22 protein-coding genes are annotated in these 21,621 nt (G+C 72.3%); 9 read left to right on the forward strand and 13 right to left on the reverse strand.

What is annotated here, in order from left to right:
- The first annotated feature begins 313 nt into the window (after positions 1–313).
- The 4 genes from AB0H71_RS31915 to AB0H71_RS31930 all read left to right on the forward strand — a co-directional run bounded on the left by AB0H71_RS31915 (position 314) and on the right by AB0H71_RS31930 (position 3,046).
- On the forward strand, positions 314–655 hold the full coding sequence (locus AB0H71_RS31915; protein ID WP_357028558.1) for an Lsr2 family protein: 342 nt from the start codon (positions 314–316) through the stop codon (positions 653–655).
- Positions 656–990: 335 nt separating this feature from the next.
- Positions 991–1,395, forward strand: a complete 405-nt coding sequence (locus AB0H71_RS31920; protein ID WP_357028561.1) for a hypothetical protein — start codon at positions 991–993, stop codon at positions 1,393–1,395.
- Entirely contained in the window at positions 1,392–2,357 is a 966-nt protein-coding gene (locus tag AB0H71_RS31925) for an LLM class flavin-dependent oxidoreductase (protein ID WP_357028564.1), read from the forward strand. The genes AB0H71_RS31920 and AB0H71_RS31925 overlap by 4 nt, the downstream gene beginning before the upstream one ends.
- Before the next feature lie 53 nt (positions 2,358–2,410).
- Entirely contained in the window at positions 2,411–3,046 is a 636-nt protein-coding gene (locus AB0H71_RS31930; RefSeq protein ID WP_357028567.1) for an ElyC/SanA/YdcF family protein, read from the forward strand.
- Positions 3,047–3,079: 33 nt separating this feature from the next.
- Here the strand turns inward: AB0H71_RS31930 and AB0H71_RS31935 are convergent, their stop codons facing one another.
- From AB0H71_RS31935 to AB0H71_RS31945, 3 genes are all read right to left on the reverse strand, one after another.
- Complete coding sequence (locus AB0H71_RS31935) at positions 3,080–4,135, reverse strand: lysophospholipid acyltransferase family protein (RefSeq protein ID WP_357028570.1); 1,056 nt, start codon at positions 4,133–4,135, stop codon at positions 3,080–3,082.
- Positions 4,136–4,140: 5 nt separating this feature from the next.
- A complete protein-coding gene (locus tag AB0H71_RS31940) occupies positions 4,141–4,956 on the reverse strand; it encodes a GNAT family N-acyltransferase (protein ID WP_357028573.1) in 816 nt (271 codons plus the stop codon).
- A 206-nt stretch (positions 4,957–5,162) separates the two neighbouring features.
- Positions 5,163–6,512, reverse strand: a complete 1,350-nt coding sequence (locus tag AB0H71_RS31945; protein ID WP_357028576.1) for an NAD(P)/FAD-dependent oxidoreductase — start codon at positions 6,510–6,512, stop codon at positions 5,163–5,165.
- A gap of 140 nt (positions 6,513–6,652) precedes the next feature.
- Here AB0H71_RS31945 and AB0H71_RS31950 point away from each other — a divergent pair, with 140 nt between their 5' ends.
- Positions 6,653–7,510 (forward strand): LysR family transcriptional regulator, encoded by an 858-nt coding sequence (locus AB0H71_RS31950; protein WP_067658476.1) that lies wholly within the window; start codon positions 6,653–6,655, stop codon positions 7,508–7,510.
- A gap of 103 nt (positions 7,511–7,613) precedes the next feature.
- Here the strand turns inward: AB0H71_RS31950 and AB0H71_RS31955 are convergent, their stop codons facing one another.
- Both AB0H71_RS31955 and AB0H71_RS31960 read right to left on the reverse strand, forming a co-directional pair.
- Complete coding sequence (locus tag AB0H71_RS31955; RefSeq protein WP_357028580.1) at positions 7,614–8,570, reverse strand: electron transfer flavoprotein subunit alpha/FixB family protein; 957 nt, start codon at positions 8,568–8,570, stop codon at positions 7,614–7,616.
- Positions 8,571–8,615: 45 nt separating this feature from the next.
- Entirely contained in the window at positions 8,616–9,401 is a 786-nt protein-coding gene (locus AB0H71_RS31960) for an electron transfer flavoprotein subunit beta/FixA family protein (protein ID WP_357028583.1), read from the reverse strand.
- Between the two features lie 162 nt (positions 9,402–9,563).
- On the opposite strand from AB0H71_RS31960, the gene AB0H71_RS31965 reads away from it, so the two are divergent.
- From AB0H71_RS31965 to AB0H71_RS31975, 3 genes are read left to right on the forward strand one after another with little or no spacing between them, the layout of a single operon-like run.
- Positions 9,564–10,340, forward strand: coding sequence for a methyltransferase domain-containing protein (locus tag AB0H71_RS31965; RefSeq protein ID WP_357028586.1), 777 nt, complete (start codon positions 9,564–9,566; stop codon positions 10,338–10,340).
- Complete coding sequence (locus tag AB0H71_RS31970) at positions 10,337–11,848, forward strand: glycoside hydrolase family 57 protein (RefSeq protein WP_357028589.1); 1,512 nt, start codon at positions 10,337–10,339, stop codon at positions 11,846–11,848. Before AB0H71_RS31965 ends, AB0H71_RS31970 begins: the two co-directional genes overlap by 4 nt.
- 10 nt (positions 11,849–11,858) lie before the next feature.
- Positions 11,859–13,112: a glycosyltransferase family 4 protein gene (locus tag AB0H71_RS31975; RefSeq protein WP_357028592.1), complete on the forward strand. Its 1,254-nt coding sequence runs from the start codon at positions 11,859–11,861 to the stop codon at positions 13,110–13,112.
- Between the two features lies 1 nt (position 13,113).
- Here AB0H71_RS31975 and AB0H71_RS31980 read toward each other — a convergent pair whose 3' ends face one another.
- On the reverse strand, positions 13,114–13,653 hold the full coding sequence (locus tag AB0H71_RS31980; RefSeq protein ID WP_357028595.1) for a DUF1697 domain-containing protein: 540 nt from the start codon (positions 13,651–13,653) through the stop codon (positions 13,114–13,116).
- On the reverse strand, positions 13,650–14,402 hold the full coding sequence (locus AB0H71_RS31985) for an acyltransferase (protein WP_357028598.1): 753 nt from the start codon (positions 14,400–14,402) through the stop codon (positions 13,650–13,652). The genes AB0H71_RS31980 and AB0H71_RS31985 overlap by 4 nt, the downstream gene beginning before the upstream one ends.
- A 120-nt stretch (positions 14,403–14,522) precedes the next feature.
- Here AB0H71_RS31985 and AB0H71_RS31990 point away from each other — a divergent pair, with 120 nt between their 5' ends.
- Positions 14,523–15,890: a PQQ-binding-like beta-propeller repeat protein gene (locus AB0H71_RS31990; RefSeq protein WP_357028601.1), complete on the forward strand. Its 1,368-nt coding sequence runs from the start codon at positions 14,523–14,525 to the stop codon at positions 15,888–15,890.
- On the opposite strand, the gene AB0H71_RS31995 is transcribed toward AB0H71_RS31990, so the two are convergent.
- From AB0H71_RS31995 to AB0H71_RS32020, 6 genes are all read right to left on the reverse strand, one after another.
- Entirely contained in the window at positions 15,868–17,121 is a 1,254-nt protein-coding gene (locus AB0H71_RS31995) for a class I SAM-dependent methyltransferase (RefSeq protein ID WP_357028604.1), read from the reverse strand. The genes AB0H71_RS31990 and AB0H71_RS31995 overlap by 23 nt on opposite strands.
- A complete protein-coding gene (locus AB0H71_RS32000; protein WP_357028607.1) occupies positions 17,122–18,099 on the reverse strand; it encodes a class I SAM-dependent methyltransferase in 978 nt (325 codons plus the stop codon).
- Positions 18,100–18,108: 9 nt separating this feature from the next.
- Positions 18,109–18,891, reverse strand: a complete 783-nt coding sequence (locus tag AB0H71_RS32005; protein ID WP_357028610.1) for an enoyl-CoA hydratase-related protein — start codon at positions 18,889–18,891, stop codon at positions 18,109–18,111.
- Between the two features lie 31 nt (positions 18,892–18,922).
- A complete protein-coding gene (locus AB0H71_RS32010) occupies positions 18,923–19,684 on the reverse strand; it encodes an NUDIX hydrolase (protein WP_357028844.1) in 762 nt (253 codons plus the stop codon).
- A 92-nt stretch (positions 19,685–19,776) separates the two neighbouring features.
- Positions 19,777–20,610 carry an ABC transporter ATP-binding protein gene (locus AB0H71_RS32015; protein ID WP_357028613.1) on the reverse strand — a complete coding sequence of 278 codons (834 nt, stop codon included), beginning with the start codon at positions 20,608–20,610 and terminating at the stop codon, positions 19,777–19,779.
- A gap of 251 nt (positions 20,611–20,861) precedes the next feature.
- Entirely contained in the window at positions 20,862–21,614 is a 753-nt protein-coding gene (locus AB0H71_RS32020) for a peptidyl-tRNA hydrolase (protein ID WP_357028847.1), read from the reverse strand.
- Positions 21,615–21,621: the final 7 nt, after the last annotated feature.

Here is a 21,621-nt window from a genome sequence, read left to right on the forward strand (position 1 = left end):
GGTTTGCGAGGGGTCAGGACTTCAAAGCAGGTCGGGCCCGATCAATAACCGGGCCCGACCTGCTATTTCTGTGGAGCTAAGGGGACTCGAACCCCTGACCCCCACGCATCATTTCAGGCACCATGATCCCGGCCCGGCCTGTGTATAGCCCGTAGTCAGTTTCGATTCGGAGCTGACCGCGCGAAACTGCAGGTCGTCCGCGTTCCTCTGTTCGAGGTGCTCCGCCCGGGGCTCGAACCTGCGCCGCTCATTCCCGAGCGTCAACGTACACTCGTTCGATCTTGGTATCGGCTGGACGTCGAGGAGCGCTCTGTTGGCCCGCAAAGTAGTGGTGACCGTGGTAGACGACTACGACGGCACTTCGGCCGCCGCTGAAACCGTCGCCTTCGGGCTGGATGGCATCGCGTACGAGATCGACCTCTCCACCGCGAACGCCAACGAGCTGCGCACCCTCCTCAAGCAGTGGACATCCCACGCCCGCCGTGTCGGCAGAGTCCCCCGCAACCGGAGCATCGAACCCCGCAACTCCGGCGATCGGCGCGCCGAAGTTGCCGCGATTCGCGCCTGGGCCAAGGACAACGGCCATGACATCTCCAACCGCGGCCGCATACCCACAGGGGTCGTGACCGCCTATCGCAGCGCTGCTCCGGCCTGAACCCCTAGACGCCACCACCGACCGCCTCGTGAACGGAAGCCGCAGAGCTGATGGCTGCCAGCAGCACCACCGATGAAGCAACTATTCAGCTAACAGGAATTACGAAATTTCTACGATTTGCGCCGGAGTTGCGTCGGTGAACGACAGGAACTGCTGGGTAGTCACGGGAAGCCCGAAATCTGTCTACCTGCGTAAACGGGTGGTATCGGGCAATCTTGATGAGCGATGGGAATCGGACAAATCACTGTGCCGACTTCATGACCATCAAAGGATAGCGGCCCCGTTCCGCTCGTTATTCCCCGCTGCCGAGCGCGCCGCCTCACTAGGCTGGGGCCGTGGCTCGCTACGTGATCGACGCCGTCACCCTGCTGCACCTCGTGGACGCCGAGCTCCCGATCGATCCGAGCCACCGGCTCGTCGCCCCGAACTCGATCCGCTCGGAGGCACTCCAGCTCCTGCTGCGCGACGTCCGCGCCGGTACCCGCGGTGAAGCGGCGGCGCTCGCGACCCACGAGCGGATCACCGCGCTGAAGCTGCGGCTGCTCGGCGACCGGATGTCCCGGCGCACCGCGTGGCAGCTCGCCCGGCGCCATGGCTGGGACAGCCTGCGCGGGGCCGAGTACCTCGCTGTCACGCGGATGCAGGCCGATGCGCTGATCACGGTGGATCCCGAGCTGGCCGCCGCGGCACGGGAGATCGTGCCCGTCGCCGCCCTCGACGACCTGAGCACCCGGGCATGAACCCCGAGCTCCGGCTGTCGGTGCTGGACACGGCCCCAATTACCCACGGCTCGAGCGCTGGCACGGCACTCCGGGAGAGCGTCGAGCTGGCACGGCTCGCCGACGACCTCGGCTACCACCGGTACTGGCTGCCGGAGCACCACGGGATGTCCGGCGTAGCCAGCGCGGCGCCCGCGGTGGTCGGCGCGCGAATCGCGTCGGTGACGCGCCGGATCCGGGTCGGCGCGGGCGGCGTGATGCTGCCGAACCACCCTCCGATCGTGGTCGCCGAGCAGTGCGGCACCCTGGAGGCCCTGCACCCCGGACGGATCGACCTCGGCCTCGGGCGCGCGCTCGGCGGGCCACGCAGCGTCACCGATCGGCTGCGCGGGGAGCGGACCACTCCGTTCGAGGCGCAGGTGCGCGAACTGCTCGAGCTCTTCGACGCGGAGGACGGCCGCGCCCCGGCGGTGCCGGCCGCGGGCAATCGGCCCGAGATCTGGTTGCTCGGCAGCGGTGACCACACCGCCGAGATGGCCGGGAGGCTCGGTCTGCCGTTCGCCGCCGCCCACCACCTGGCGCCGCTGAACACCGCTGCCGCGACCTATCGCCAGGCGTTCGTCCCCTCCGTCCTGTGCCCGGCTCCGCGGGTCGCGGTGAGCGTGGCGGCCATCGTCGCCGAGAGCGACGAGCGGGCGCACTGGCTGGCCGGGCCGCTGCGCATGAAGGTCGCCCGGCGGCGGGAGGGCAGGCCGATCCGGCTGATGAGCCCGGAAATCGCTGCGGCACAGGGACCGGACACCGAGCCGGACGGCGTCTTCGTCGGCGCGGCAGACACCGTGCTGCCACAGCTGCGAGCACTCGCGGAACAGACAGGTGCCGGCGAGCTGATCGTCAAGACCGATATCTACGACCCGGCCGACCGGCGCAGGTCGTATGAACTCCTCATCGGAGGCCACGCGGACGGCAGACTGGTCCCATGACGAAACGAGGGGACGCGCTGCGGAGGTGGCTCCGGCCACGGACACTCATGCGCGTGGGAGCGATTTCGGCACTCGCGGTGACCGTGGTGGCGGCGAGCGCGGTCGGCTGGGTGCGGTGGCGCGGGTCCGGGACGGACCACACGGTGGCGTCGGTGCCGGCGGCCGATGTGGCGATCGTGTTCGGGGCGCAGATCTACGAGAAGCGCGGCGAGCCGTCGCCGTACCTGGCGGCCCGGCTGGATATCGGGCGCGAGCTGCTGGCGGCGGGGAAGGTGAAGGCGCTGCTGGTGACGGGGGACAACAGCACGCCGGAGCACGACGAGCCGACCGTGATGCGGGATTACCTGGTGCGCAACGGGGTGCCGGAGCGCAAGGTGGCGCTGGACTACGCGGGGTTCGATACGTACCAGTCGTGCGTGCGGGCGAAGGAGATCTTCGGGGTCACGAGCGCCATCGTGGTGACGCAGGACTTCAGCATGCCGCGCACCCTCGCGCTGTGCCGGACGGCGGGGATCGAGACCGAGGGTGTCGCCGACAGCGGGCAGCCGCGCAATGGGATCTGGTGGAAGTGCTACGTGCGGGACCAGCTGGCGGCGAGCAAGGCGGCGATCGCCATGCTCACGCGGCCCGATCCGAAGTTCCTCGGAGATCGGGAGACGAGCGTGCGGGACGCCATCAACGCCCCGTAGTGACCGCCGCCGATCGGCGGCGGTCACCGTCGATCACCGAGCCGCGGCGGCCTTGCGGCGGCCGGGGAGCAGGCGGCGCGGGCGGCGCACCTCCGGCTCGGCGGCGTCGAGATCCGGGTCCTGAACGCGGGTCGAACCGGCTTCGATCCAGCTGCCGTGCGTCGACCGGCCCTCGCCGCGCACGGCGCGCTCGACGCGGCGGGCCAGGTCGCGGCGGTCGTCGCCGGGCTGCTCGCGGGGTTCCAGGATCACCTCGGCGACCATGCCGCGGGCGCGGAGGACGCGGGCGGCGGAGGTGGTGAAGCCGTCGTCGCCGATGAAGGCGGGGACGGTGCAGGAGCCGCCGTTCCGATCCCGGTAGCCGAGGCGGACCGGCTGGACCGGGGTTCCGGCGTCGATGGCGGCCTGGAAGAGGGCGGGGCGGAGCGAGCCGTAGGCGCGGCCGCACCAGGTGGTGCCCTCGGGGAAGGCGGCGACGCGGTCGCCCGCCCGCAGGCGGTCGCGGAGCTGCGTGACCACGCCGGGGAGTTTGCGGAGGCTCTCGCGTTCGATGGGAATCACCCGCATGCGGACCGCGAGCTTGCCCAGCAGGGGCCACTCGAGCATGTCGGCGCGGGCGACGAAGCCGAGTGGCTGTACCGCCGCCAGCACCAGCACGTCGGACCAGCTCACGTGACCCGCGACGATCAGCGCGCCTCGGCCGGGTTCGGCGAATCGCGTCCGCTTCGCGGCTCGACCGGATTCGCCGCCCGCACCGGGGTGCGCGATATCCGAGCCGGGCGTCCGCGCCGCATCCGCTGCCCCGACCTCCGGGACGCCCCGGTTGTCCACCACCGACAACCGGATGCCGAGCACGCTCAACATGGCACGGGCGTACCCCCGCTGCACCGACTCCCGCCGCCCGGCGGGCGTCACCCCGTTCACGACCGGAAAGCTGAGCAGCAACCCGGCCACCCCGGCGATCCGCCCGGCCACCCGAACCCGCCCGACCTGCTCACCCTCATCGATACACCCCGAACCACACGGACTCGCGGGCATCCAGGAGTGCACAGCCGCCCCCTGCGGCGCGGCGAAGATCTCGGTCACCATGGCAATCAGCCTCCGAAGCCGGCGGCCGCGTCCTGCAGCCGATTCAGGTAGCGGGTATTGATAGTCGAAAGGCCCAGCTGCACGACGAAATCCGCGACGGCGAAGTCCGGGTCGTGCGCGGGCTCGCCGCAGACCTCCGCGCCGAGGCGCAGATAGCCGCTCATCAGCGGCGGCAGCTTGGGGCGGCGCGGGGCGGGCAGCTCGTCCAGCGCCAGCCCGTCGACGACCACCGGGTTGTACGGCCGGACCCGGCGCTCGCTCGCGTGCTTGGCCATGACCAGGTCGCGCACGCCGCGCACATTCACCCCGGCCGGGTCCTCCGGCTTGTCCCGCATCGGCACCGAGACGCAGCCCATGACCCACTCGTGCCCGGTGAGCTGGATGTAGTGCAGGATTCCCGCCCACATGAGCGTGACGACCGAGCCGTTGCGGTGCTCGGGCAGCACGCAGGCGCGGCCCATCTCGACGATCCGATTGCCGTGCGGATCCAGCGCGCTCAGATCGAATTCGGTGGCGGTGTAGTAGCCACCGGCGGCCGCGGCCTTGTCCGGCGGCAGCATGCGGTAGCAGCCGACGTACTCGCCGCTCGCCTCGTCGCGGACCAGCAGGTGGTCGCAGAATTCGTCGAAGCGGTCGGCGTCCAGGCCGGTGCCGGTGTCGGGGATCGAGAAGCCGGGCTCGCCGGCGAACACGCGGTAGCGCAGCCGCTGCGCGGCCTCCCGGTGCTCGGCATCGGACGAGACGACCAGGGCGTAGCGGGCTCTTTCCACCCCCGCGTCCGTCGGTCGAGCCGGGGCTGTCAGCACGGACGAGATTGTCATGAACCCGATGAACTCACCCGGAAACCGCGCCGCGGCGTCCGCGTGGTGTCAGGAGTGTGCCCGTTCGGTTAACGAGATATCGGTCACACCGGCTGTTCACCGACCCGACGGAGCGGGTTCGCCCGCCCGTGCCGCCGCCGATGCCGGATGCCCGAAATGCGACGATCGCGCCGCCCGAGGGGGACGGCGCGATCGAGGCGGAAACGTCAGGCGGCCACGCGTTCCCGCTGCAGCGCGGCGATCTCCTCCGGCTCCACCTCGTCGAAGCCGGGGCGGCCGGTGCCGATGAAGGCGACCAGCCAGGAGACCACGGCGGCGAAGCGGTTGCGGAAGCCGACCAGGTACAGCAGGTGCACGGCGAGCCACATGAACCAGGCGATGAAGCCGCGGAAGGTGATGCGCTCGTTGAGCTTCACCACGGCGCTGAACCGGCTGATCACCGCCATGCTGCCCTTGTCCCAGTAGTGGAACGCGGTGCCGGGCTGCTTGCGCCTGGCGATGACGTCGGCGACGTGCCTGCCCTCCTGCATGGCGACCGGCGACTGCCCGGGGTAGCCGTTCAGCGAGGTCATGTCGCCGATGGCGTAGATGTCGGCGTAGCCGCCGACGGTCAGGTCCGGGTTCACCAGCAGCCTGCCCGCGCGGTCGGTGGCGACGCCGGTGGCCTCGGCCAGCACCGTCGCGAAGCCGCCCACCTGCACGCCCGCCGACCAGACCACGGTCTCGGCCGGGAGCTGGCGCTCCGCCCCGGCCTTGTCCTTCACGGTGACCTCGCCGTACTGGATATCGGTGACGAAGGTGCCGAGCAGCACCTCGACGCCGCTGCCCGCGAGCGTCTCCTTGGCGTACTCCGAGAGCCCGCCGCCGAAGGGCGGGAGCACGGCGCCCGCGCCCTCGACCAGGGTCACCGAGATCTCCTGGTGGTAGTGCCGCTTGGCGAGCTCCTTCAGCTGCCCCGCGACCTCGACGCCGGTCGCGCCCGCGCCGACCACGACGAAGCTGAGCAGCTTGCGCCTGGTCTCGGCGTCGGCGTGCTTCGCCTCCGAGAAGACCCGCTCGATCTGCGCACGCAGCGCCTTGGCGTCGTCGATGGTCTTGAGCGAGAACGTCTTCTCCGCGAAGTCGTCGCGGCCGAAGTAGGACTGGCTGGCGCCGGTGGCCGCGATCAGCGAGCCGTAGCGCAGCCTGCGCTGGATGCCGTTCGGAGTGGCGTAGGTGAGCACCGCGGTGGCCGGGTCGACGGCGACGACCGTGCCCTGCCTGACATCGGCCTCCTCGTGCCTGCGCAGCACCGAGGCGATGGGCGGGGCGATCTCGCCGGACTCAAGCACGCCGGTGGCGACCTGGTAGAGCAGCGGCTGGAAGAGGTGCTCCCTGGTGCTGGAGATCAGCACGAAGTTGATGCCCGCCTTGGCGAGCCGCTTGGCGGCGGCCAGGCCGCCGAAGCCCGAGCCGACGATGACGACATCGGCGTGCTCGACGTTCTCGGTACCGAGCGGAGTGGTGTCCGCCCCGCCGGCCAGGACGGGTGTGGTGTCGGCCAACGGCTGTTCCATGATCGGTGTCCCCTCACCAGGTGCGCTGTTCGTTTCCTTCTCTCATTACTAACCGTCATTCATATCGGAGATATTTCACCCGATGGGGCGCATAATTACGATGACTCTTATCTGGCTCGCTCATGAATAGGAGACTTTGCGTGGAGCTGCGTCAGCTGGCATACTTCGTCGCCGTCTGCGAGGAGCTGAGCTTCAGCCGCGCCGCCGCGCGCTGCTTCATCTCGCAGTCGGCCATCAGCCACCAGATCGCCCGGCTGGAGCGCGACCTCTCGGTCCAGCTCTTCGAGCGCACCACCCGGGCCGTGGTCCCGACCGACGCGACCACCCGGCTGCTGCCGCTGGCCAAGCAGATGCTGAGCCTGGAATCGGCGATCAGGGCCGCGGTGCGGTCGACGGGGAGCCGGATCCGGCTGGCGGCGAACATGTCGTTCGCCACCCGTTCGCTCTCCGCCATCGCGGGGGCTCGGGAGGCGCATCCGGGGGCGGAGATCGAGTTCGTGATCAAGCCGTTCCGGCAGCGGATCTCGGCGGTCGCCGACGGGGACTGCGATCTGGCGCTCATCCGCGGCTCGGTGGACCAGCCGGGGATCGCGGTGGAGCAGCTGTGGGTCGAGGAGCTCATGCTCGCGGTGGCGCCCGCGCACCCGCTGGCCTGGCGGACCAATGTGACGCTGCGCGAGCTGAGCGATTTCCCGCTGCTGCTGCCGCCGGAGTCGGAGCAGGTGCTGCTGCACACCGTGATCCGCTCGGCCTTCGCCGACCTGCCGGTCGGGCCCACGTACGGCCCGCCCATCCCCGCGGACCACACCGCCACCATGGAGCTGATCAACCACCCCGACGCGTGGACGGTGCTCTACGCGCACAGCCCGACCGACGGGATCGCCACCGTCGAGCTCGCCGATCACCGGCTGCGGGTGCCGGTCAACGCGGTGATCCGGGCCGAGACCAGGCAGTCGCCGGTGCTCACCACCCTGCTGGCGGCGCTGCACAGCGCGTGAACTCGCCCGGCGAATCGCGCAGGTCCGGCGCCGCACGAAGGCCCGGAACGCCGGACGGCCCGGTTCCGACAGGGAACCGGGCCGTCCGAAGGACCGAGAAGACTCAGCCCTTGTGCTTCTTGACCTCTTCGGTGAGCTGCGGCGCGACATTGAACAGGTCGCCCACGATGCCGTAGTCGGCGATCTCGAAGATCGGCGCCTCTTCGTCCTTGTTGACGGCGACGATGGTCTTCGAGGTCTGCATGCCGGCGCGGTGCTGGATCGCGCCGGAGATGCCGAGCGCGACGTACAGCTGCGGGGAGACCGTCTTGCCGGTCTGGCCGACCTGGAACTGGCCCGGGTAGTACCCCGAGTCGACCGCGGCGCGGGAGGCGCCGACGGCGGCACCGAGCGAGTCGGCCAGCTCCTCCACCACGGAGAACTTCTCGGCCGAGCCGACACCGCGGCCACCGGAGACGACGATGCTCGCCTCGGTGAGCTCCGGGCGGTCGCCGCCCTCGATGGGATCGCGCGAGGTGATCTTGACGACCCCCTCCTCCTGCGCGGGCACCTCGACGGTGACCTTCTCACCGGCACCGGCCTGCGGGGCCGCCTCGATGGCGCCGGGGCGCACCGAGATCACCGGCACGTCGCCGGTGGCCTTGGCGTCGACGGTGAAGGCACCACCGAAGATGGAGTGCACCGCGGAGCCGTCGGAGTTCACCGCGACGACGTCGCAGAGCAGCCCGGAGCCGATCCGGGCGGCGAGCCGGCCGGTCACCTCCTTGCCCTCGGCGCTGGCGGCGGCGATGATCGCGGCCGGCGAGGCCGACTCCGAGAGCGCGGCGAGCACGTCGACCTTGGGGGTGACCAGGAAGCCTTCGGCGTCGTCGGACTCGGCGACGTAGATCTTCTCGGCGCCGGCCTGGGCCAGCGCGTCGGCCAGCTTGTCGGCGGTGCCGGGGGCGGCGACCACGACGGCGGCGGGCTCGCCCAGCGAGCGGGCGGCGGTGATCAGTTCGGAGGTGACCTTCTTCGGGGCACCCTCGGCGTGCTCGACCAGCACGAGTACTTCAGCCATGTCTTCTCTCTCCTGAAAAAGTCCGTGTGGGGCGGGTGACCCGGGTCAGATGATCTTCTGACCGACCAGGTACTTGGCGACCTTGGTGCCACCGTCGCCCTCGTCGGTGACCTTCTCGCCCGCGGTGCGCGGCGGCTTCGGGGTGGCCGCGGTGACGGTGCTGCCCGCGTTCGCCACACCGACCGTGTCCGCCTCGACGCCGAGGTCGGCGAGGGTGAAGGTCTGCACTTCCTTCTTCTTCGCGGCCATGATGCCCTTGAAGGAGGGGAAGCGCGGCTCGTTGATCTTCTCGTTCACGCTGACGATGGCGGGCAGGTTCGCCTCCAGCTTGAACACGCCCTCGTCGGTCTCGCGCTCGCCGGTGACCTTGTCGCCGTCCACGGTGAGCTTGCGGAGGTGGGTGAGCTGCGGCAGGCCGAGGTACTCGGCGATGATCGCCGGGATCGCGCCCATGCGGCCGTCGGTCGCCTCGTTGCCGGAGATGACCAGCTCCACGCCCTCGATCTGGCCGAGCGCCGCGGCGAGCACGTACGAGGTCTGCACCGCGTCCGAGCCGTGGATGGCCGGGTCGTTGATGTGGATGGCCTTGTCGGCGCCCATGGAGAGGGCCTTGCGGATGGCCTCGGTAGCCCGGTCCGGGCCGGCCGTCAGCACGGTCACCTCGCCGCCCTGCGCCTCCTTGATCAGGAGCGCCTCTTCGACCGCGCGCTCGTTGATCTCGTCCAGGACGGCGTCGGCGGCCTCGCGGTCGAGGGTGTAGTCACCATCGCTGAGCTTGCGCTCGGACCAGGTGTCGGGAACCTGCTTGATGAGTACGACGATGTTCGGCATCGGTCTTCGTCGACCTCCTTCTGGGGGCACGGGGTGGCGGCCGGCCTGGCGGCCGTACGTCCTTCTAATGGCTCGATCGAGGAGATTACCCTACGTTAAGTTACTCGTGGGTAACTTACTCCGAGCGTACCTCTGGAATGCCCGACCAGTAACGTCGGAACAATGAGCGAGGCTGTGATCCCTGCCGCATCGGACGCCGATGCGCCCCTGCCGCTCACCGGCGAGCGCACGGTGCCCGGAATCGCGGAGGAGAACTACTGGTTCCGCAGACACGAGGTGGTGTACGCGCGGCTGCTCGACCGCTGCGCGGGCCGCGAGGTGCTGGAGGCGGGGTCCGGCGAGGGATACGGCGCGGACATGATCGCCGGGGTGGCGAGCCGGGTCACCGGCGTCGACTACGACGAGTCGGCGGTGGCGCACGTCCGCGCGCGGTACCCGCGGGTCGAGATGATCCAGGGCAATCTGGCCGCGCTGCCGCTGCCGGACGCGTCGGTCGACGTGGTGGTGAACTTCCAGGTCATCGAGCACCTCTGGGATCAGGGGCAGTTCCTGCGCGAGTGCCTGCGGGTGCTGCGCCCCGGCGGCGAGCTGCTGATCAGCACGCCGAACCGGATCACCTTCTCGCCGGGCCGGGACACCCCGCTCAACCCGTTCCACACCCGCGAGCTGAACGCCGCCGAGCTGACCGAGCTCCTGGTCGAGGCGGGCTTCACGGTCGCCGAGATGATCGGCGTGCACCACGGCCCCGCCCTGCGGGCCCTGGACGCCAAGCACGGCGGCTCCTTCATCGACGCGCAGATCGAGCGCGCGCTGGCCGGGGAGCCCTGGCCCGCGGCGCTCACCGCCGACGTCGCCGCGGTCGGCATCGACGACTTCGCGCTGCGCGCCGACGACATCGACGCCAGCCTCGACCTGGTCGCCATCGCGGTGAAACCGTGACCGTCCCCGGGCAATTCACGCTGGTGCTGCACTCGCACCTGCCGTGGCTGGCCAACCACGGCCGCTGGCCGGTGGGCGAGGAGTGGCTGTACCAATCCTGGGCCGCCTCCTACATTCCGGTGCTCCGGGTGCTGGAAGAGCTTGCCGCCGAGGGCCGTTCGAACCTGCTCAGCCTCGGCGTGACGCCGGTGCTCGCGGCCCAGCTGGACGACCCGCACTGCCTCGCGGGGATGCACCACTGGCTCGGCAACTGGCAGCTGCGCGCCGACGAGGCGGCGCTCGCGGGCAAGGTGGCGCTCGGCCGGTACGAGCACCGGCTGGCCACCGCCGCGCTCGCCGATTTCGAGACCCGCTGGCGGCACGGCGCGGCGCCGCTCTGGCGCGCGCTGGCCGAGGCCGGGACGGTGGAGCTGCTCGGCGGGCCGCTGGCGCACCCGTTCCAGCCGCTGCTCGAGCCCCGGCTGCGCGCCTTCCAGCTGAGCGAGGGGCTGGCCGACGCCGGGCAGCGCTGGGGCCACCGCCCCGCCGGGATCTGGGCGCCGGAGTGCGGCTTCACCCCGGGCATGGAGCAGGGGTACGCCGCCGCCGGTGTGACGCATTTCATGGTGGACGGCCCCGCCCTGCGCGGCGACAGCAGCCTCGGCCGGCCCGTGCTCGACTCCGACGTGGTCGCCTTCGGGCGCGACCTGCCGGTCAGCTACCGGGTCTGGTCGCCCAAGTCCGGCTACCCCGGGCAGACCGCCTACCGCGACTTCCACCACTACGACCACGGCACCGGGCTGAAGCCGGCCCGGGTCACCGGCAAAGCGGTGGCCGGGCCGGACAAGGCGCCCTACGACCCCGAGCTCGCGGCCGCCGCCATCGAGCGCGACGTCGCCGATTTCGTCGGCACCGTGCGCGAGCGGCTGCTCGCCGAGTCCGCACGGATCGGGCGCCCCGCGCTGGTGGTCGCGGCCTTCGACACCGAGCTTTTCGGACACTGGTGGCACGAGGGGCCGCAGTGGCTGGCGGCGGTGCTGCGCGCGCTGCCCGAGGCCGGGGTCACCGTCGGGACGCTGGCCGACGCCCGCGCGAACGGCTACGTCGGGGCGCCGGTGGAGCTCGCCGACTCCTCCTGGGGGTCCGGCAAGGACTGGCGGGTCTGGGCCGGTGAGCAGGTGCGGGATCTGGTCGAGCTGAATGCCGATGTGGTCCGGCTCACCCTGGACACGCTGGACAAATTGCATGCCGGGCGCGGCGAGCACGGGCTCCGCGACCGGGTCGCCGACCAGCTGGTGCGGGAGGCGATCCTCACCGTCTCCAGCGACTGGGCCTTCATGGTCAGCAAGGACTCCGCGGCGGGGTACGCGCGGGAGCGGGCGCACCGGCACGCGCACGCCGTCCGGGAGATCGCGGCGGCGGCCACCGCCGGACAGCTCGCGAAAGCGGACCGATTGGCGGCAGGATGGAGCACGGCCGACGGGCTCTTCCCCGCTCTGGACGCGCGACGCCTGGCCGGCCGGGCCTAGAAGGACGTATATGAAGATCTTGATGGTGTCGTGGGAGTACCCGCCGGTGGTCGTCGGCGGGCTCGGCAGGCATGTGCATCACCTGGCGGTGGAGCTGGCCGCGGCGGGCCACGAGGTGGTCGTGCTCTCCCGCCGCCCCACCGGCACCGATGCGGGCAGCCACCCCACGCACTCGTTCGTCGCCGAGGGCGTGCTCGTGGTCGCGGTCGCCGAGGACCCGCCGAGCTTCGACTTCGGCGTGGACATGCTGGCCTGGACGCTGGCCATGGGGCACGCCATGGTGCGCGCCGGGATCGCGCTGCACAAGCCGGGCATCGGCGAGGGCTGGGCGCCGGACGTGGTGCACGCGCACGACTGGCTGGTGGCGCACCCGGCCGTCGCGCTGGCCGAGTTCTACGACGTGCCGCTGGTGAGCACGCTGCACGCGACCGAGGCGGGCAGGCACAGCGGCTGGGTGGCCGGCCGGGTGAACAAGCAGGTGCACTCGGTGGAGTGGTGGCTGGCCAACGATTCGGACGCGCTCATCACCTGCTCCGCCTCGATGCAGGACGAGGTCGAGCGGCTGTACGGGCCGGAGCTGCCGCCGATCACCGTCATCCGCAACGGCATCGACGTGGCGGCCTGGCAGTTCCGCGCCCGCGCCCCGCGCACCGGCCCGCCCCGGCTGCTCTACGTCGGGCGGCTGGAGTACGAGAAGGGCGTGCAGGACGCCATCGCGGCGCTGCCCCGGATCCGCCGCGCGCACCCGGGCACCACGCTCACCGTCGCCGGGATCGGCACCCAGTTCGAGTGGCTGCGCGAGCGGGCCCGGGTGCACCGGGTGGCGCGCGCGGTGACCTTCGCCGGGCAGCTCGGCCACCAGGAGCTGCTCGGCTGGTTGCACGGCGCCGACGCCATCGTGCTGCCCAGCCGCTACGAGCCGTTCGGCATCGTGGCGCTGGAGGCGGCGGCCGCCGGCATCCCGCTCGTCGCCTCCACCGCGGGCGGGCTCGGCGAGGCGGTGCTGGACGGCGTCACCGGCGCCTCCTTCGAACCCGCCGATGTGGACGGCCTGGTCGAGGCGGTGCGCGCGGTGCTCGACGACCCGGCCGCCGCGCAGAGCCGCGCCGTCGCGGCCAGGGAGCGGCTCACCGCCGACTTCGCCTGGGACGTGGTGGCCGCCGAGACCGCGCAGGTCTACGCCGCGGCCAAGCGCCGGGTGCGGATTCCGCTGGGCCGCCCCTCGATCGTGGAGCGGCCGCTGCCGGAGCGCGACCCGGAGTAGCTCAGCCCTCCATCTTCTTCACGATGCGCTGCACCGTGAGCCAGGTGCGGGTGGTGATGTCCTTGCCGTACGCCTTCTCCAGCCAGACCATGAAGTCCGGGGTCTTGCCGGGGACGCTGTTGTCGATCACGGCGAGGAAGGCGCGGGCGTCGGCGTCGTAGCCGATGACCTCGGTGAGCGGATCGTCCTGCGCCGGCAGCTCGGCGCTCGCGGCGTGCTTGCAGAAGGTGGCGATGAGGTAGCTGCCGCGCTCGTGCTTGCGCCCGCCGAAGGGGTCGCGGTCGAGCAGCGCGCGCAGCTCGGCGTGGCTCCGGATGATGGTGCCGCCGCCGATGCCGAGCTGCTCGCGCAGCGCCCCCTGGATCCGCTCCTCCAGCGCGGGCACGTCGGTCTCCGCGGCATCGAAGACGATATTGCCGCTGGCCAGCACCGACCCGACCTTCGTGAAGCCGAGCGATTCGAACACGCCGCGCAGCTTGTCGTTGGCCATGTTCTTGTTGCTCGGCATGATCCCGCGCAGCAGGGCGGCGTACCCGGTCATGCGGCCCCGCCGCCGACCCCGCTCTTCTTGCGCTCGATATCGGCCAGCGCGGCCAGGTACTTCTCCCGCTCGGCGGCGCCCGCCTCCCAGGCCACCTTGCGGTTCTTCACCACGCGGGCCGGGGCGCCGACGGCGATGCTGTAATCCGGGATGTCGCCCCTGACCACCGCGTGCGCGCCGAGCACGCAGCCGCGGCCGACCCTGGTCTCGCGCAGCACCGTGACCTTGGCGGCGATCCAGGTGTCCGGGCCGATCCGCACCGGGCTCTTGACGATGCCCTGGTCCTTGATGGGCAGCGTGATGTCGTCCATGCGATGGTCGAAATCGGTGATGTAGCACCAATCGGCGACCAGGGTGGACTCACCGATCTCGATGTCGAGGTAGGTGTTGACCACGTTGTCCTTGCCGAACACCACCTTGTCGCCGATGCGCAGCGAGCCCTCGTGGCAGCGGATGGCGTTGCCGTCGCCGATGTGCACCCAGCGGCCGATCTCCAGCCGGCCCAGCTCGGGGGTCGCGTGGATCTCCACCCCCTTGCCGAGGAACACCATGCCGCGCAGCACGACGTGCGGATTGGCCGCCTTGAACTTGAACAGCCGGTAGTAGCGCACCAGGTACCAGGGCGTGTACGCCCGGTTGGCGAGCACCCAGCGCAGCGAGGCCAGGGTCAGGAACCTGGCCTGTTTCGGGTCGCGGCGCCGCGACCCCCGCCAGCGCGAGTGCAGCGGTGCACCCCACATGCTCGTCACGAAGTCTCCTCCGTCGATCGGTCTTCGGATACCACAGACTAGTCTTGCCCTCGGCCGGTCTCGGCGCCGGCAACGACCCAGAGGGGAGAGCAGCAGGTGCGAAGCGGCGGTGCGCGTTCGGTGTCCCGATGGGCGGCTCCCGCCCGGCGCACGCATCCGGGTGCTCCCGCGCTACCCGCGGCTCCGGGCACCCGCGCGCGCCGCGCGGTGGCGCTGGCGGCCGCGGCGGTGGCGGGGCTCGTACTCACCTCCTGCGGCACCGACGTCGACGACATCACGCAGGGCCCCGGCTTCGGCTGGACGGCCGCGCACAACGACGGCCGCAACAGCGGCACCACCGCGGTCGAGGGCTCGCGCCAGCTCGGCCCGGCCTGGCAGCGCCCGCTCGGCGGGCCGGTGGCCGCGCCGGTGACGGTGGGCTCGCAGGGGCAGATGTTCGTCACCACCCGCACCGCCAACTGCGCGATCTTCTCGTTCCAGATGAGCGGCCGCAAACGCTTCTGCAACCAGCTCGGCCCCAACGCCGTCGCCGCGCCGACGCTGCTCGACTCGGCCAACAATGTCTACGTCGGCGACGACAGCGGCGTGAACTCCGACAACTACCTGGGCCAGCCGCGCTGGCGCACCCCGGTGGCGGGAGTGCCGGTCACCCTGCAGTTCACCGGCGACGGCCACGTCCTCTCGATCACCCAGACCGGCCAGGTGGACGTGCTGGAGCGGCAGACCGGCAAGCGCATGGTGCCCACCGTGCAGCTGCTCGGCGAGCCCGATTTCCTGCGCGCCCCCGACCTCACCTGGCCCGCCGCCGGGCAGGGGCTGGACGACTGCGCCACCGGCGGCCCGAGCTGCGCGGTCGCCACCAGGGCCGCGGTCGACGGCGCGAGCGGACGGATCTACGCGACGGTGTGGGAGCCGGGCCGCCCGGCCGCGGCGCTGGTGGCGCTGCGCTACACCGGCGACCGGATCGAGCGGCTGTGGAGCGCCGAGCTGCTCACCGAGGGCGCCGCCGCCGGGCCGACCGTCTCCGCCGACGGCAGCACCGTCTACGTCGGCGACAACAGCGGCAGGCTGCTCGCCCTGGACACCGCCGACGGCCGCACCCGCTGGGTGCACGAGCTGGGCTGGACCCCGCGCGGCGGGCTCTCCGTCGACGCCGACGGCCTCATCGTCCCGGCCGGCGACGAGGGCTACCTGCTCGCCCTGCGCGACACCGGCGACGCCGTCGAACCCGTCTGGGAGCGCAAGGATCTCGCGCTGCGCGGCACCCCGGTCCAGACCGCCGGCGGCACCGGCTACACGGTGGCCGCGATCGGCGACGGCCTCACCCTCATAACCTTCGACACCGAGACCGGCGCGACCGTCGACTCCGACGTGCTGCCCGACGCGCAGGGCACCACCACCGGCACCGCCGTCGGCCCGGAGGGCGAGGTGGTGACGGCGACCAGGATCGGCGAGCTCTTCGTCTTCACCCCGGTGTCGCAGGGGTAGCGGTACAGAGGAAGACCGCGGCGGTGCGGCCGATCCGGGTGACCACCAGGGTGTAGGGGGTGCGGCCGGTCGGGGCCAGGGTCCGGCGCAGGCGGTCCGGGTCCAGGTCGACGCCGCGGACCAGGATCTCCAGCGGGCCGCAGTCGCGTCGGCGGAGCTCGGCGCGCAGGGGTTTCTCGCGGAGTTCGAAGCGGTCCAGGATGCGGAAGCCGCGGGTGTTCGGGGGGACGGTGTCGCCGGTGAGGTAGGCGATTCTGGGGTCCAGTTGCCAGAGGCCGTGTTTCGCCGCGTACTGACGGACCAGTCCGGCTCGGACCACCGCGCCGTCCGGGTCGACGATGAAAGCGCCCGGTTCGCGCTCCGGGATGTCGTCCGGGTCGGCGTCGGTGAGCGTGCTCGGCGGGTGGCCGGTGCGGAGCACGGTGGCGCGGCGGGTGATGCCGGGGGCGGTGAGCCCAGGTGACCAGAGGCAGGCTTCGCGGACGCCGCCGTCCAGCGAGACCAGTTCGATCTCGCCGGGCCAGTCGAGGCGGGAGAAGTCCAGCCCGGGAGCGCATTTCACGACCAGGTCGCGGCCCGCGTAGGCGGCGAGGAGGTCGGGCAGCGGGGGTTGCAGTGCCGCCGGGTCGTGCGTGCGCTTGCCGCCCGCGCGACGTCCGGGGTCGGCCACGACGACGGTGTCGCGGGAGCACGGGACCAGCGCATCCGCGCGGAGCAGCGCCACCGGCGCGGGGTCCTCGGTGTCGGCACCCGCCGGACCGGCCCACCGCCCCGGCTCGGGCTCGATAGTGCCGGGGCCGGCGGCCGCGACGCCCAGATTGTGCGCGGCCATGGCCAACCGGATCGGGTCGATATCGCTGCCGATGACGGCGGTGCAGGTCTGCGCGAGCGCGGCGAGTTCGCCACCGATCGAGCAGGTGACGTCGTGCACCGCCCGCCCGGCGAGCCGCACGGCCCGGTGCCTGGCCACGGCGCTCGGCGTCGCCTGCTGCAGCGCGTCGTCGGTGAAGAGCCACTCCCCCGCGCCGTCCAGCTTGCCTGCGGCGCGGCGGCGCAGCCGCACCGTCTCCACCAGCGCCGCGGCCGCGGCTCCGTGCGCGCGCCGGACCCGCGCGAGATCGGCGAGCAGCGACCCGTCGGTCAGCGGGAGCGCACCGACCTCGGCCAGCGCCGCGCGCCCGGCCGCGCTCACCAGGAACGCGATATCCGGGCCCGCGAAGGCGTACCCCAACTACTGGGCCGGTGCGCCCGGCTTCACGCCGGTGATCATGGCGTTGTAGAAGAAGCGCCGCGGCACGATCCGGTGCAGCACCTTCTCGTCCAGCGCGCTCAGCTTGAGCCACGCCTTGTACTGGAACAGCCGATACCGCATGCTCAGCTTCTCGTCCGGCACCGCCGCCTCGAAGGTGCGCACCGGCCAGCCCCAGAGCGCCGCCGCGAACTCCTCGGTGTGCGCGAGCGCCTCCACCGCGCCGGCCCGGCGGGCAATGGCCTCCAGCTCGTCCGGCTCGAAGGTGTGCAGGTCGACGACGGCCTCCAGCGCCGCGGCCCTGGACGACTCGTCCAGCTCGGACTGCGGGCGCCGCCAGCCGGCCAGCGGCGGCAGCTTGGTGATGGTGGTGGTGATCTTCCAGGTGATCCGGCCGAGCCAGCGGGCGTAGAAATTACCGGCCGTCGTCGGCTCCCCGGCGAAGACGAAGCGGCCGCCCGGCTTGAGCACCCGCAGGCACTCCTTCAGCGCCAGCTCGACATCGGGGATGTGGTGCAGCACGGCGTGCCCGACCACCAGGTCGAAGGTGTCGTCCTCGTACGGGATGGTCTCGGCGTCGGCCACCCGGCCGTCCACGTCCAGCCCCAGGTTCTCGGCATTGCGCAGCGCGACCTTCACCATGCCCGGCGAGAGGTCGGTGACCGAGCCGCTCTTGGCGATCCCGCCCTGCATGAGGTTCAGCAGGAAGAAGCCGGTGCCGCAGCCGAGCTCCAGCGCGCGGCCGTAGGGCAGCTGCACCGGGCCCGCGGCCAGGTCGAAGCGGCCCCGCGCGTAGTCGATACACCGCTCGTCGTAGGAGATCGACCACTTGTCGTCGTAGGTCTCCGCCTCCCAGTCGTGGTAGAGGACCTGGGCGAGCTTGTTGTTCTCCCGTGCGGCTTCCACTTCGGCTTCGGTGGCGTGCGGGTTCGGCGCGGGGTCGTCGGGGCGTACCGTCATGACCGGAGCCTACCGTCCGGTTCCCGGCGCCGGGTTCGGGCCGTCCGCCGCGTAGGCCGCCGCGGCTCGCTGCGGTTCCCCGGTCAGCGCCAGCCCGATCCACGCCGACATCGCGTGCGATGAATGCCGCTCCGGCGTCGCCAGCACCGACTTGGCGGCGGCCACCGCCGCGCCGGAGCGGCCGGTGAAGCCGGCGGCCCAGCGGTGGGCCGCGTCGTAGACGTCGTCGGGGGCGACGACCTCGTCCACCAGCCCCAGCCGCAGCGCCTCCTCGGCCTCCACGTACCGCCCGCTGTAGACCAGGTCGCGGGCGGCGCGCAGCCCCACCAGCCGGATCAGCGGCTCCATCCCGGCCGTCGGCACGGTGGCGTGGTGCAGCTGCGGCAGCCCCAGCTTGACGTTGTCGCCCACGACCCGCCGGTCCGCGCCGAGCGCCAGCTCCAGCGCGCCGCCGAGGCAGTAGCCGGTGATGGCGGCGACGGTCGGGCACGGCACCGTCGGCAGCACGCCGAGGTGCCGGGAGTGGTCGCTCGCCAGCGCGACCGCCTGGTCCGGGCTCCAGGTGCCGATCTCGGCCAGGTCGTCGCCCGCGCTGAAGATCCGCTCGTCGCCGTAGAGCACCAGTGCCGCCACCGACTCGTGCTTCCCGGCCCGCTCGGCCTCGATCGCGATCTCGCGGGCCAGCTGGAGGTTGATCAGGTTGGCCGGGGGGCGCGAGAACCGCAGCACCGCCACCCCGCGCTGCGCGGGCAGCGCCAGGGTGGTGAACTCCGCGGGCGTGTTGGTCGACATGGCTGGCGAGAGTACCCGGCCGAATCCCCGGTCAGCGCGCCGAGCCGCGCAGCTCCATGGGGTCGGGGAGGTCGGCGAAGTACCGGGCGTTGTCCGGGAATTGCAGCACCGTGCGACCGTCCCGCTGGGCGACCACCGGCTCGATCGGCTCGATCACCGGCTGCGCGGCGAGCACCGCGGCGGTGTCCGGGTAGGACTCGATCGCCACCAGCTGCGACCAGGTGGGCGGGAGCAGCACGTCCTGCCCGGCCCGCCAGCGCGCCAGCGCCGCGGCCGGGGTGCGCCAGTGCACCACCTCGGCCTCGGAGGTGGCGCCGTCCGCGCGCTGCCCCGCCGGCAGCACCGCGACGAAGAAGCGGGTGTCGTAGCGGCGGCGCTCGATCACCGGGGTGACCCAGTTGGCCCACGGCCGCAGCAGGTCGGCGCGGAGTACCAGGCCGGTCTCGGCGAGGAAGGCGGCGAGCGAGGTCGCCCGCGACTCCAGCGCGTGCCTGGCCTCCCGGTACTCGGTGGTGTCCGAGACGACCGTGTCGGCGGTGGGGCCCGCGAGCAGCACGCCGCACTCCTCGAAGGTCTCCCGCACCGCCGCGCAGACCAGCGCCTGCGCGCGCGGGCCGGTGGTGCCGAAGCGCTCGGCCCACCAGTCCGGGCCGGGCCCGGCCCAGGCGATCTCGGCGTCGGCGTCGGAGGGGTCGACCCCGCCGCCGGGGAACACCGTCATGCCGGCGGCGAAATCCATGCCGGTCACCCGGCGCTGCAGGAAGACCTCGGGGCCGGTGGCGCCGTCGCGCATCAGCAGGACGGTCGAGGCGTCCCGCAGCGGGGCGACGGGCTCGGGATCGTTCGTCTCGCTCACCAACCCACCCTAGCGCTTGTTCGGATGGCTCAGCGGTGCCGGTGCTTGCCGGAGCGCCTGGCCCGGCGCGCGAACCAGCGGCCGTCCACCTGGTCCAGCGCGATGGACTGCCGGAAGGCGGCGCTCAGGTTCTCCGCGGTGAGCACGTCGGCGAGCAGCCCCTGGGCGACCACCTCGCCCTCGCGCAGCAGCAGCCCGTGCGTGAAGCCGGGCGGGATCTCCTCCACGTGGTGCGTCACCAGCACCATGGCCGGGGCGTCGGGGTCGCTCGCCAGATCGCCGAGGCGCTCGACCAGCTCCTCGCGGCCGCCGAGGTCCAGCCCGGCGGCGGGCTCGTCGAGCAGCAGCAGCTCCGGGTCGGTCATCAGGGCGCGGGCGATCAGCACCCGCTTGCGCTCGCCCTCGGAGAGCGTGCCGTAGGTGCGGTCGGCGAGGTGCTCGGCGCCGAGGCTCTCCAGCATGTCCAGCGCGCGCTCGGTATCCACCCGCTCGTACTTCTCCCGCCACCGGCCAAGCACCGCGTAGCCGGCCGAGACCACCAGGTCGGCCACCTTCTCGTCGGCGGGCACCCGGGCCGCGACCGCGGCGGAGGAGAGCCCGATGCGCGGGCGTAGCTCGGTGACCGCGACCTTGCCAAGCACCTCGCCGAGCAGGTTCGCGGTGCCCGCGGTGGGGTGTACCTCGGCGGCGGCCATCCGGAGCAGGGAGGTCTTCCCCGCGCCGTTGGGGCCGAGCACCACCCAGCGTTCGTCCAGCTCGACCTGCCAGGTGACGGGGCCGACCAGGGTGCGGCCGGACCGTCGGATGGTCACGGCGCTGAAGTCGATGAGGAGATCGGGATCCGGTTGCGACACGCGCTCCATCTTGGACCACGCGCGGCGCCCGCGCCCGGCCACCCTCGGCGCGGTGCGCGGGATCTTTGCCGACGCCGCGCGCCCGAGCGTCGACGCCCCGGTCGGGCCGGACTTTCGCCCCTCGGCGCCGAGGGGCAGGCGGAGTGCCCGCCCTGGCACCGCGGGCCCGGTCCCCGCGCGTGCGGCGGGTGCGGCGGCGCCGGGTGCCGCACCCCCGCGCCGCCCCGGCTCCGGCGTATCCCGCTGCCCGCCCGCGTGATTCACCCGCGGCCGGGCGGCACGGCGATCACCGTGATGGATCCGGGCGCGACCTCGGTGTACCCGGCGTCCCTGACCGCCACCGCGCCGCCCCCGGCCTGCAACGCGAGCAGCTCCCGCCACCGCTCCGGCCCGGCTTCGCGGACCGCGCAGCGGAATTCGTCGCGCGCCCAGCGCGCGGCCGCGGCGAGCGGGAGCGCTCCGGCGAGCAGCATGCTCGCGTGCCCGACCTGCGCGGCCGCCTTGCCCAACGTCATCCCCAGCTCCCGGTTCACCCAGAGCACCGGCGCGTCGGCCGCAGGCGGCTCCGGTTCGTCGGCGAGCAGCTCGGTGCCGCCGATCTGCAACCGCTTGATCCGCGGGTCGACCGCACCGACCGGGCCGGGCACCAGCGCCCGCGCCTGCGCGCCGCCCACGGTCAGCGTGATCCCCGGCACCTCCTGCGCGGCCCGCCACTGCGCCCCGCGCGCCCGCCGCGCCACCTTCCGGATGCGGGCCCGCTTCCAGCTCAGATACCCCTGCTCCCAGACCCCGCCGGGCCCGGAGCGCTCGTCCAGGCAGAGCGCGACCGCGACGGCCGCCGCGGCGGCGAGCAGGTCGCTGCGGGCGGGCGGCTCCACCTTCGGCAGGTGCAGCACCATCTGCATGGCCTGCACCTGCGCCGGATCGGCCGGGTCGGGGGTATTGCCGTAGCCGCGGGCCAGCTCGGCATGCAGGGCGGTGAAACCCGCTGTGGGCGTTCCGTTCTCGTCCACCCCGAGC

Source organism: Nocardia sp. NPDC050697 (assembly GCF_040654395.1).
In the GTDB taxonomy this organism is placed as follows: Bacteria; Actinomycetota; Actinomycetes; order Mycobacteriales; family Mycobacteriaceae; genus Nocardia.